This is a genomic window from Escherichia sp. 94.0001 (genome assembly GCF_013369155.2).
In the GTDB taxonomy this organism is placed as follows: Bacteria; Pseudomonadota; Gammaproteobacteria; order Enterobacterales; family Enterobacteriaceae; genus Escherichia; species Escherichia coli_F.
In genome coordinates, this window is sequence record NZ_JABWMS020000015.1 from 39966 (window position 1) to 51593 (window position 11628).

At 52.2% G+C, this 11628-nt stretch carries 8 protein-coding genes; 2 read left to right on the forward strand and 6 right to left on the reverse strand.

Annotated elements, in window-relative coordinates; genetic code table 11:
* Nucleotides 1-6 precede the first annotated feature (6 nt).
* The 4 genes from HEN33_RS10120 to HEN33_RS10135 form a co-directional block, all read right to left on the reverse strand.
* The gene (locus tag HEN33_RS10120) at nt 7-1005 is read right to left on the reverse strand and encodes an ABC transporter permease (protein ID WP_176263816.1); all 999 of its coding nucleotides are present in this window, start codon (nt 1003-1005) and stop codon (nt 7-9) included.
* Nucleotides 1006-1029: 24 nt separating this feature from the next.
* Entirely contained in the window at nt 1030-2541 is a 1512-nt protein-coding gene (locus HEN33_RS10125; protein ID WP_176263817.1) for a sugar ABC transporter ATP-binding protein, read from the reverse strand.
* A 22-nt stretch (nt 2542-2563) separates the two neighbouring features.
* Nucleotides 2564-3547: a substrate-binding domain-containing protein gene (locus tag HEN33_RS10130; RefSeq protein ID WP_176263818.1), complete on the reverse strand. Its 984-nt coding sequence runs from the start codon at nt 3545-3547 to the stop codon at nt 2564-2566.
* A 96-nt stretch (nt 3548-3643) separates the two neighbouring features.
* On the reverse strand, nt 3644-6925 hold the full coding sequence (locus tag HEN33_RS10135; RefSeq protein ID WP_176263819.1) for a DUF5107 domain-containing protein: 3282 nt from the start codon (nt 6923-6925) through the stop codon (nt 3644-3646).
* 117 nt (nt 6926-7042) lie between these two features.
* Here HEN33_RS10135 and HEN33_RS10140 point away from each other — a divergent pair, with 117 nt between their 5' ends.
* Nucleotides 7043-8236: an ROK family protein gene (locus HEN33_RS10140; protein ID WP_176263820.1), complete on the forward strand. Its 1194-nt coding sequence runs from the start codon at nt 7043-7045 to the stop codon at nt 8234-8236.
* A gap of 197 nt (nt 8237-8433) precedes the next feature.
* On the opposite strand, the gene glyA is transcribed toward HEN33_RS10140, so the two are convergent.
* Nucleotides 8434-9687 (reverse strand): serine hydroxymethyltransferase, encoded by a 1254-nt coding sequence (gene glyA / locus HEN33_RS10145; RefSeq protein ID WP_000919159.1) that lies wholly within the window; start codon nt 9685-9687, stop codon nt 8434-8436.
* Between the two features lie 327 nt (nt 9688-10014).
* On the opposite strand from glyA, the gene hmpA reads away from it, so the two are divergent.
* Nucleotides 10015-11205: an NO-inducible flavohemoprotein gene (gene hmpA / locus HEN33_RS10150; protein ID WP_176263821.1), complete on the forward strand. Its 1191-nt coding sequence runs from the start codon at nt 10015-10017 to the stop codon at nt 11203-11205.
* 43 nt (nt 11206-11248) lie between these two features.
* Here the strand turns inward: hmpA and glnB are convergent, their stop codons facing one another.
* Nucleotides 11249-11587, reverse strand: a complete 339-nt coding sequence (gene glnB / locus HEN33_RS10155; protein ID WP_000717691.1) for a nitrogen regulatory protein P-II — start codon at nt 11585-11587, stop codon at nt 11249-11251.
* Nucleotides 11588-11628 lie beyond the last annotated feature (41 nt).

Below are 11628 nucleotides of genomic sequence, written 5' to 3' on the forward strand. Positions count from 1 at the left end.
TAAGGTTTAGCGTGTCGCTTTACTGCTTCGCTGGGTCAGCAAGATATTCGCCAGGACCGCCACCACGATGATGACGCCGCGCACCACCTGCTGGAAAAAAGAGTTAATCCCGAGCAACACCAGACCGTTACCGATTAGCGTAATCACCAGCACACCAAGCAACGTACCGAACAAGGAACCGCGACCGCCGGAAAGTGCCGTACCGCCGACCACGACCGCAGCGATGACGTCAAACTCCAGACCGTTTGCCGCACCTGCGTTACCAGAACCGAGGCGAGCTGCCAGCAAAATGCCGGTCACCGCCGCTAATAATCCCGAAAGGGTAAAAATAAGAATGCGCACCCGACGAACGTTGATACCGCACAACTGCGCTGCCGTCGCATTACCGCCAACAGCAAAAACCGAGCGCCCGAAGGCGGTTTTGCGGCTGATGAACACAAACAGTGCAAACAACACCATCATGATCAGCGCGGATACTGGCACACCGAGAAATTGTCCCCCCAGCCAGTCCAGTACCTCGTTTTCGTCAATCGGCACTGGCAGGGCGTTAGTCATAAACAGCCCCATTCCGCGCAGGGCGCTCCACAGCCCCAGCGTGGCAACGAAACTGGGCACGTTAAACACGCCGCGCAGCACGCCCGCCAGCGTCCCCATCAGCGCGCCTAACAGCAACACCAGCAGACAAGCAATCGCCAGCGGAACGTCAAATTGCAGCAAAAATGCCAGGCACACCGAGACAAAAGCCACCATTGGTCCAACGCTGACATCAATTTCACCGGAGATAATAATCAGCGTCATTGCCCAGGCGGCGATCCCGATGGTGGCAGCATCGCGCAGCACGTTCATTTGGTTATTCAATGAGATAAAGCCCGGTGCGTTCAGGGAGAAGACCAGATAAAGAATGGCGATTACCACCAGCAAACCAATCTCATTAATATGGCGACTGACAAATTGTTTGAGCGAGACGCTCTTGCCCTGCGGCAATGATAATGACGAAGCAGACATCTTCAGGTTCCTCGGTAAAATTCATCAGTGCACAGACAGAATGGCGGACATCAGCTCATCCACATTGACCGGCGAGTGAAACTCCTGCGAGAACGTACCGTGCTGTAATAACAGGATGCGGTCGCACACCAGCGGCAACTCCTCCACTTCACTGGAGATAAACACCACGCTTTTCCCTTCGGCAGCCAGCTCGCGGACAATACGGTAAATCTGCTGTTTGGCTTCGATATCGACGCCGCGCGTTGGCTCGTCGAGCAATAAAATCTGGCTGGCGGCATAGACCCAACGACCGATCACCACTTTTTGCTGATTGCCGCCAGAAAGCGTGCCGATGGGCGTTTCGCTACTGGCGGCCTTGACCGTCATCCGCTGCATCACCTCTTCGGTCAGGCGGCGGATGGTGGACCATTGCAGCACACCGTTGGCGCTGATTTTTTGCCGATTGGTCAGTACCGTATTTTCGTCAACGCCCAGCCAGGGAATGATCCCCGCTTCTTTGCGGTTTTCTGGCGTATAGCCAATGCCGCGTTTCAGCATCTCGCCGTAATCGGGGCGCGTGATTTTCTCGCCGTTGATAACAATTTCGCCCTGTTCATACGTCTCCAGTCCAACAATCGCCTTCAGCAATTCACTGCGCCCTGCCCCCAGCAGGCCAGCAATGCCGAGCACTTCGCCACGACGTAGCGTAAAGCTGATATTCTCCAGCTTGGGCTTATGGCGTAACGCACGGACTTCCAGCACGGCTTGATCCATAATTTCCTGAGGGGCAACCGGCGCAATATCAACGTGATCGCGCCCGAGCATTAGCGACACAATATGATGCGTAGAGGTGTTTTCGAGCATCACATCGCCCGCCACCTGACCATCGCGCATAACGGTGGCACAGGAGGCAATGCGGCGAATTTCTTCCATCCGGTGGCTGACATAAATCACCGCCACGCCCAGTGCCGACATCTTTTTCACGGCGCTTATCACCAGTTCAACTTCCGCACTGGCAAGCGAGCTGGTGGGTTCATCAAGAATGACCACGCGCGGCTCGCCCTTCATCACCCGCGCAATTTCCACCAGCTGCTTTTGCGCCGGGCTTAGTGTTGAAACAAGTTGTTCAGGACTAACGTCAACGCCCAACGCCTGCAAGCAACGTTGGGCGTCCTGCGCCATTTGCAGGTAATCAATCATGCCGTTGCGGCGGGGCCACTGACCGAGGCAGAGGTTTTCCGCCACTGTCAGCCCTTCCACCAGACTTAATTCCTGATAAACCGCGCGTACCCCCAGTTCAGCGGCACGGCGAGTCAGCGTAGCTTCGTCGCCTTCCAGTCGCGTCTCGCCAATCCAGATATCACCGCTATCCGGACGTTCGCTACCGGTAAGCATTCGAATGAGGGTCGATTTTCCCGCACCGTTTTTGCCTAACAGCGCGCGAACTTCGCCTTTATTGAGCGTAAAGTTAACGTTATCCAGCGCAACGACGCCGGGGTAACGCTTATTTCCTGCCACCACTTTTGCTACCGGAACTGCCTCTGTTGCCGTGAACATAGGGACCTCTGCGAATCAGCGATTAGGGCAGACCATCAACGTGCGTTGCCAGCCACTGTTTACCGTCTTCCGTTTTGGTATAGAGATCGATTGGTACCTGAATCACTTTTTCACCGTCGGCTTGTTTATTGATAACCTTCAATGTTTGCGCGAAAACAGCATTGCCCATTTTCTTACCGGAAATATCCACTACCGCTTTCAGCACCTGGTTATTTTCCAGTTCCTGTGCAATTTCAGTGGTCATATCCGAACCGAAAACGGCAATTTTTCCAGCCTGATTTTGATTACGTACCGCTTTTACCGCGCCGAGTGTCGCTCCACCCGATTCCCCCATAATGGCGTTGAGATCTGGCGTGGAGATAATCAGTTTTTCACCAACAGAAATCGCTTTATCTAAAACAGTCCCCTCCTGATTAGCGACAATTTGCGCGCCGGGAACACGGATTTTTAATACTTCTTCAAACCCTTTACGGCGCTGCACACAAACTTCAAAGGCTTCGCAATTGATGACGGCAATTTTCGGCTGGTCAATTTTGTTGGCAATAAAATAATCGGCGGCAGCGTTACCCAGTTTTTTACCAAATTCCAGCGGATCGCCGACCAGATACGCCGAGACATATTTATCGACACCTTTTTGATTAATACAGGTGTTGTAGCAAATCACCGGAATACCCGCTTCACTGGCGCGACGAACGGTACGGCTACTGCCATTTTCAGACACTGCCGATAAAATAATGGCATCGACATTACGCGCCACGAGGGTATCAACAAAGGTACTTTCTTTCGAAATATCGCCCTGGGCGTTAGTTTCAATTAACTGTACCTGTACTGAAGAATCTTTTGCCGCATCCTGAACGCCCTGGCGCACTCCAGCGTAATATCCCTGGGTATCAAGGTATATTGCGCCAATGGTCATTTCTTTATCCGCAGCCCTGGCAAATAAAGCGCTACCTAATAGCGTAGCCATTAATAATAGATTACGGGTTGTTCTCATTTTTTTAGGCATAGTGCCTCCTGTAGGGTTTTTATTTACAACGGCTTATTTTAATTATTTGAGCGTGAGCGGCAGCGCGTGCCGCTCAAATATTACAGTTAATAGTGTTTAGTGAACGTAGCTAAAAATAAAAGGCATCACGGTGGTAAATAATGCCGCTTTCGGCCAGGCTGGATTAATCGCCGTCAATTCAGCGCGAGCAGATTCGTATTGCGCAATCTCGCCTAATCCCGCAGCCGCCAGCATCGCCACCATCAGACATTTTTCTTTATGTTGCTGTTGTAAATCGCCATACAGCGACAACAAGTCAGGCTGCGAGACGGCAAAGAAATCCGCTTCGATACTGGTTTTTGCCATCTCTTGCGCCCACTGTTTCATTTCACTAAACAGTTGCTGTGCGGTTTGTTGTTCGCCCAGTAATCGCAGCGCCATCCCTTGCCAGAAGAGATAATCAACCGGTTGATCGTTGTAATAACTGTGGATGTTAATGGTGCGATCACCCGTCGCCGCCAGACGTAAACAACGCGTCGCTGCAGTTTCATCGCCCTGGGCTTTGGCACATATCGCCTGCCAGAACCAGATGTCGTTGTCAGTTTGCCCCGGTAAACGGCCTTCGCTTAAATTCTCCGGATAATGCAGCGCGGCATGAAGCAGTTCGCTGGCCTGCTGCGGCTCTCTGGCATCAAGATGCTGCCAGGCGCGTAATAACTGGTTGAGGATAAACTGGCTGGTGACCTTCCCTTCCCCGCCTTCCCACGGGTGGAATTTGCGCGTGGCGAGAATCTCTGCCGCTTTGTCGGCCTGACCCGTGAGATGCCACAAATTGAGCAGTTCTGCGGTCATGTCGTCGCGTTTCAGCGCAATTTCCAGATTATTTTCCAGACGCGCCAGTCGTTTCTCCGGTGTGGCTCCACTTAACTTATCAAGCAAATCCCGTTCGAAAAGCAGACGTGCATCCTGCGGCGCAAGCTGATAAGCATTATCAAGATAACGCGCAGCCAGTTCATAATCGTGTTGCTTATTCCACGCATGGATTGCCAGCCCACGCCATCCGTCGGCAAACTCCGGCGACATCTCAACGCAACGCTGCCATAAGGCAATGGCTTTGCCGTAGCTGCGCTTGTTGTAGTAAAAGCAGGCCAGTAAATGACGGGCAAACCAGCACTCTTCAATACTCTCCAGCGCCGCAACCTCTTCCAGCGTATTAGGGAAACGGACAAACTGCGGGAAGACATCAATAGCTTTTGCGACCAGTTCTCCGCGTTCAGCTTTTAGCAGCAAACTGGCTTGCAGGTAAAGCGGTAGCGTGCGCTGACAGTCCAGTGCGTTCAGCATCTCTGCCGCCAGAGCGGGCATGCCCCAGTTAATCAGTTGCCCGGCGGTCATCAGGGCGTTAACGTCGCGTCCCTGACACAGACCTCGCCACTGTACGAGGGCAGATTCGCTACGACCATCGAACCAGTTCAGCCACCACAGAGTGGCGTTCAGCGGATAATCACGCAGCAACTTCTCTCGCTGCAAACGCGCGTTGTCCTGACGACCACTTAACACCAGCAGCAGGTTATGCAGGCAAAGCACTTCCTGATTGGTTGGGCAGGCGCGAAGACTTTGTTGGCAAAAATCCAGACCCGCGTCGAAGTGACCATTACGCGCCGCCAGCCGTGCCAGACCATAATAGCCACCGGCTTTACTGTTGCCGCTCCAGACCGCACGCCAGAAATCCTCTTCGGCTTGTTGATATTGCCCCTGACGTTCGTAAGCACTGGCGCGAATTAAACTCGCCTGTCCGCACTGCGGGTTTTTGTTCAACGCATGTGCGCGTTTCAGCGCCTGAGTGGCATACGCCACCGTTTGCGGGAAGTCGGCGCGGTTATATTCCAGCATCGCCAACGCCAGGTTACAGCGATAATCCAGTGGGTCCAGCGCCACACCGCGCAGGTAGTAATCGAACGGTGAACGGCTGGCATGATGATATTGCTCCAGATGCTGACCGATAAACCAGGCTTCATCTGTACTGGTAATGTCTTGTGCTGCCAGTGGCGCTTTGGCGACGTCCGGCAACGGCAACTCTTGCGGCTGATGTTCCTGATAACTCAGTACGATATTGCCGTCAGCATCGGAGAGTTCAATGGTTAGTCTGTCAGGATTGATACCATGCAACACGCCCTGAATGGCGTTCGCTGGTGTCAGAGCAACGGCATCGTCGAGTAACGCGTTGCATCTGCCGATTTCGCGGATCGCCAGCCGGTATCCGTTCAACGGGGAGATGGCATACAGCCCCCACTCAATCCCCCGCTCACTACGCTGGAGTTTAATCACCGCATCGCGGGAGGCGTTTTGCACCATGCCCAGAGAATGATAAGGCAGGAAATACTGCTCGAAACGCTTCTCTTCGTAAGCATCAAGCCAGGTAAAATCGGGCTGGTTATCGGCAAAAATACCCGTCATCAGTTCGATATACGGGCCGTTATTGTCGGTCAGGCTCTTATCCCACGCCTGGCCGAATTCACTGTGTCCCCAGCTCCACTGTTTTTTACCTGGCGCGATGTGGTGGTTGGCAACGTGTAGCAAACCGCCATCTTCATCGTGACACCATGCGCCAACAAAATCGTACTGCGATTTTTCGGCCATATACGAAGTCGGCACTGGCACATTTTTATAGCGAGAAATATCCACTCCGGCGGAGTAGTCCACTTTGTAGTAAGTGCCGGTAGCGATAGGGAAAGCTGAAACAGCCCGTTTGCCGTGATCAAACACCGCCGTTACATCCGGCGGGAAAACGCTCTGATGCCCTTCGCCACCTTTCACTGCCGGGTTGGCCCACCACAAGAAATGACGCGGCGTGGCATTGCCGTTATAGACGCGGCTGGCAATCTCCAGCGCCGCACGGTCAGGGCGCAGCGTAAAGCCGGTCATCACCTGTAAACCGTGCATCGGCTCCGTTTCGCCAACCCACACAGTTTGTGCGCCGTCTTCATGGGCTTCAAGGGTGAAATCAACGGGCATAAAGGTGGTCGGGCGATGGTGTTGCGGCCAGTTAAACTCAATCCCGCCCGAAATCCACGGCCCCAATAGCCCTACCAGCGCCGGTTTAATCACCTCATTGTGATAGACAAAATCGCGCTGTTTCACTTTATCCCAAGCGCGATGCACCCGACCGCCCAACTCCGGCAGGATCATCACTTTGATGTAGTCGTTTTCCAGCCACACCGCTTGCCAGGATTTCAGGACTTTCTGCTCGCTTAGCGTATCGGTCACGCCGTAGGGATAAACCGCGCCGGACGATCCCTGATAAACGCGATTTTCCAGGAACATAGGGTGTATATCCTGCGGCCCGGTTTCATAAGTCGAGATCTCAACGCGCTCTTGCCACACTTTTACTGGAGTCATGGTGCCCTCAATATTAACAAGACATACTGAATTAAAAGATTTGTGGCAGTGTATTGAACAATCTGGCAATGTTTTCGCGGAATAATCACGCAATTAACTAAACAAGGTTTAGTGAATATGAGAGCCTGCATTAACAATCAACAGATCCGCCACCATAACAAATGCGTGATTCTGGAACTGCTGTACCGGCAAAAGCGCGCCAATAAATCAACGCTGGCCCGGCTGGCGCAAATTTCAATTCCAGCGGTCAGTAATATTTTGCAGGAGCTGGAAAGCGAAAAACGGGTGGTGAATATCGACGATGAAAGCCAGACGCGCGGGCACAGTAGCGGTACATGGCTGATCGCGCCGGAAGGTGACTGGACGCTGTGCCTGAACGTAACGCCCACCAGCATTGAGTGTCAGGTCGCTAATGCCTGTTTAAGTCCGAAAGGCGAATTTGAGTATTTTCAGATTGATGCACCGACACCGCAGGCTCTGTTGTCCGAAATCGAAAAATGCTGGCATCGTCATCGTAAACTGTGGCCGGACCGTACTATCAACCTGGCGCTGGCAATCCACGGTCAGGTTGATCCAGTGACTGGCGTGTCGCAAACCATGCCGCAAGCGCCGTGGACAACGCCGGTTGAGGTGAAGTATCTGCTGGAAGAGAAGCTGGGCATTCGGGTGATGGTCGATAATGACTGCGTGATGCTGGCGCTGGCGGAGAAATGGCAAAATAATTCGCAAGGACGGGATTTCTGCGTGATCAACGTTGATTACGGTATTGGCTCGTCGTTCGTGATTAACGAGCAAATTTATCGCGGCAGTTTGTATGGTAGCGGACAGATTGGTCACACCATCGTTAATCCGGATGGTGTCGTCTGCGACTGCGGACGTTATGGCTGCCTGGAAACCGTCGCCTCGTTAAGTGCATTAAAAAAACAGGCGCGGGTATGGCTAAAATCACAACCGGTTAATACTCAGCTTGATCCTGAAAAATTGACTACCGCGCAGTTAATCGCTGCCTGGCAGAGTGGAGAACCGTGGATCACCAGTTGGGTTGACCACAGTGCCAACGCCATTGGTTTGAGTCTGTATAACTTCCTCAATATCCTCAATATTAATCAGATTTGGCTGTATGGTCGCAGCTGCGCCTTTGGTGAGAACTGGCTTAATTCCATTATTCGCCAGACAGGATTTAACCCGTTCGACCGTGACGAAGGACCGAGCGTGAAAGCGACGCAAATTGGCTTTGGGCAATTAAGCCGCGCACAGCAGGTTCTGGGGATTGGCTATTTGTATGTTGAGGCGCAGTTACGACAGATTTGATGGCGCGATAACGTAACAAGGCTTCCCTAAGGAAGCCTTGATGATCACAAACGAAAAATTGCCTGATGCGCTACGCTTATCAGGCCTACACGGAGATTGCAATATATTGAATTTGCAATAATTTGTAGGCCGGATAAGGCGTTCACGCCGCATCCGGCATGAACAACGAGCACATTGTCAGCAAATCACCGTTTCGCTTATGCGTAAACCGGGTAACGTGCGCAGATGTCGAGAACTTTACCTTTGATGCGCTCGATAACGGCTTCATCATTGATGCTGTCCAGCACGTCACACATCCAGCCAGCCAGTTCTTTCGCTTCGGCTTCTTTAAAGCCACGACGTGTAATCGCCGGAGTACCCACGCGAATACCGGAGGTTACAAACGGGCTCTTCGGATCGTTCGGTACGCTGTTTTTGTTGACGGTGATGTTAGCACGGCCCAAAGCGGCGTCAGCTTCTTTACCGGTCAGGTTTTTATCAACCAGATCAACCAGGAACAGGTGGTTATCAGTACCGCCGGAAACCACTTTGTAACCGCGCTCCAGGAATACTTCTACCATCGCTTTAGCGTTTTTCGCAACCTGCTGTTGGTAAGTTTTGAACTCAGGTTCCATCGCTTCTTTCAGAGCAACCGCTTTACCAGCGATTACGTGCATCAACGGGCCGCCCTGACCACCAGGGAAAACGGCAGAGTTCAGTTTTTTGTACAGTTCTTCGCTACCGCCTTTCGCCAGGATCAGGCCGCCGCGCGGACCCGCCAGGGTTTTGTGAGTGGTGGTAGTCACTACGTGAGCATGAGGAACCGGGTTCGGGTAGACGCCAGCAGCGACCAGTCCCGCAACGTGCGCCATATCAACGAACAGGTAAGCACCGATGCTGTCAGCGATTTCACGCATTTTCGCCCAGTCAACCACGCCGGAATATGCAGAGAAGCCACCGATGATCATTTTCGGCTTGTGTTCTTTGGCTTGTTTTTCCAGATCGGCGTAGTCGATATGACCGGTAGCATCGATACCGTAAGGAACGATGTTGTACAGTTTACCGGAGAAGTTAACCGGAGAACCGTGAGTCAGGTGACCGCCATGTGCCAGGTTCATACCCAGAACGGTGTCGCCGGGTTCCAGCAGCGCGGTGTAGACCGCAAAGTTCGCCTGGGAGCCGGAGTGCGGCTGGACGTTAGCGTAGTCAGCGCCGAACAGTTCTTTCGCGCGATCGATCGCCAGTTGTTCAACGATATCAACATACTCGCAACCGCCGTAGTAGCGTTTGCCCGGATAACCTTCAGCATATTTGTTGGTCAGCTGAGAACCCTGCGCCTGCATTACGCGCGGGCTGGTGTAGTTTTCGGAGGCGATCAGTTCGATGTGCTCTTCCTGACGTACTTTTTCCTGCTCCATAGCCTGCCACAGTTCGGCATCATAATCGGCAATGTTCATTTCACGCTTTAACATCCGCATCTCCTGACTCAGCTAACAATAAAATTTTCGGCCTTTATAGGCGGTCCTGTTGGACAACGGCGAACAGTATAACCGAATCATTGTGCGATAACAGGTCTTGACAAAGGAATTTACGCAAACGATTACCTTCAGGCTGCGCAAGGCTTTGGAGAATAAAGAGCTTGCAACCGTAAACGGATTTCTTTTCAGGTTTGTGATGCAAATTTTTCACTTCATCACATTCTTTCTGAAAAACACCAAAGAACCATTTACATTGCAGGGCTATTTTTTATAAGATGCATTTGAGATACATCAATTAAGATGCAAAAAAAGGAAGACCATATGCTTGACGCTCAAACCATCGCTACAGTAAAAGCCACCATCCCTTTACTGGTGGAAACAGGGCCAAAGTTAACCGCCCATTTCTACGACCGTATGTTTACTCATAACCCAGAACTCAAAGAAATTTTTAACATGAGTAACCAGCGTAATGGCGATCAACGTGAAGCCCTGTTTAACGCTATTGCCGCCTACGCCAGCAATATTGAAAACCTGCCTGCGCTGTTACCAGCGGTAGAAAAAATCGCTCAGAAACACACCAGCTTCCAGATCAAACCGGAACAATACAATATCGTCGGTGAACACCTGTTGGCGACGCTGGACGAAATGTTCAGCCCGGGCCAGGAAGTACTGGACGCGTGGGGTAAAGCCTATGGCGTACTGGCTAATGTATTTATTAATCGCGAGGCGGAAATCTATAACGAAAACGCCAGCAAAGCCGGTGGCTGGGAAGGTACTCGCGATTTCCGCATTGTGGCTAAAACACCGCGCAGCGCACTTATCACCAGCTTCGAACTGGAGCCGGTCGACGGTGGCGCAGTGGCGGAATACCGTCCGGGGCAATATCTCGGCGTCTGGCTGAAGCCGGAAGGTTTTCCTCATCAGGAAATTCGTCAGTACTCTTTGACTCGCAAACCGGATGGCAAAGGCTATCGTATTGCGGTGAAACGCGAAGAGGGCGGGCAGGTATCCAACTGGCTGCACAATCACGCCAATGTTGGCGATGTCGTGAAACTGGTCGCTCCGGCAGGTGATTTCTTTATGGCTGTCGCAGATGACACACCAGTGACGTTAATCTCTGCCGGTGTCGGTCAAACACCAATGCTGGCAATGCTCGACACGCTGGCAAAAGCAGGTCATAGCGCTCAGGTAAACTGGTTCCATGCGGCAGAAAATGGCGATGTTCATGCCTTTGCCGATGAAGTTAAGGAACTGGGGCAAGCACTGCCACGCTTTACCGCGCACACCTGGTATCGTCAGCCGAGCGAAGCCGATCGCGCTAAAGGTCAGTTTGATAGTGAAGGTCTGATGGATTTGAGCAAACTGGAAGGTGCGTTCAGCGATCCGACAATGCAGTTCTATCTCTGCGGCCCGGTTGGCTTCATGCAGTTTGCCGCGAAACAGTTAGTGGACCTGGGTGTGAAACAGGAAAACATTCATTACGAATGCTTTGGCCCGCATAAAGTGCTGTGATTTGAGGTTGCCGGATGGAGACATCCGGCAACCCTGACGCGGTTTAAATTGCCGCGTCGTCCTCTTCGCCAGTACGGATACGAATGACCCGTGCCACGTCAAAGACGAAAATTTTACCGTCACCGATTTTGCCGGTTTGCGCCGTGCGAATAATCGTATCTACGCAGATATCGACAATGTCGTCCGGCACGACAATCTCAATTTTCACTTTCGGCAGAAAATCCACCATATACTCCGCGCCGCGATACAGCTCGGTATGGCCTTTCTGGCGGCCAAAACCTTTCACCTCGGTGACCGTCATGCCGGTAATGCCGACTTCAGCCAGTGCTTCGCGGACATCGTCCAGCTTGAAGGGTTTAATAATCGCATCAATCTTTTTCATGCTATTCCTTGAAAAGGTCGCCTGTCTTTTGATCTGCTAAA

Coding starts and splice junctions, on each gene's coding strand:
- HEN33_RS10135 (WP_176263819.1), bottom strand. CDS start 6,925: ATGACTCCAGTAAAAGTGTGGCAAGAGCGCGTTGAGATCTCGACTTAT.
- hmpA (WP_176263821.1), top strand. CDS start 10,015: ATGCTTGACGCTCAAACCATCGCTACAGTAAAAGCCACCATCCCTTTA.
- HEN33_RS10125 (WP_176263817.1), bottom strand. CDS start 2,541: ATGTTCACGGCAACAGAGGCAGTTCCGGTAGCAAAAGTGGTGGCAGGA.
- glnB (WP_000717691.1), bottom strand. CDS start 11,587: ATGAAAAAGATTGATGCGATTATTAAACCCTTCAAGCTGGACGATGTC.
- HEN33_RS10120 (WP_176263816.1), bottom strand. CDS start 1,005: ATGTCTGCTTCGTCATTATCATTGCCGCAGGGCAAGAGCGTCTCGCTC.
- HEN33_RS10140 (WP_176263820.1), top strand. CDS start 7,043: ATGAGAGCCTGCATTAACAATCAACAGATCCGCCACCATAACAAATGC.
- HEN33_RS10130 (WP_176263818.1), bottom strand. CDS start 3,547: ATGCCTAAAAAAATGAGAACAACCCGTAATCTATTATTAATGGCTACG.
- glyA (WP_000919159.1), bottom strand. CDS start 9,687: ATGTTAAAGCGTGAAATGAACATTGCCGATTATGATGCCGAACTGTGG.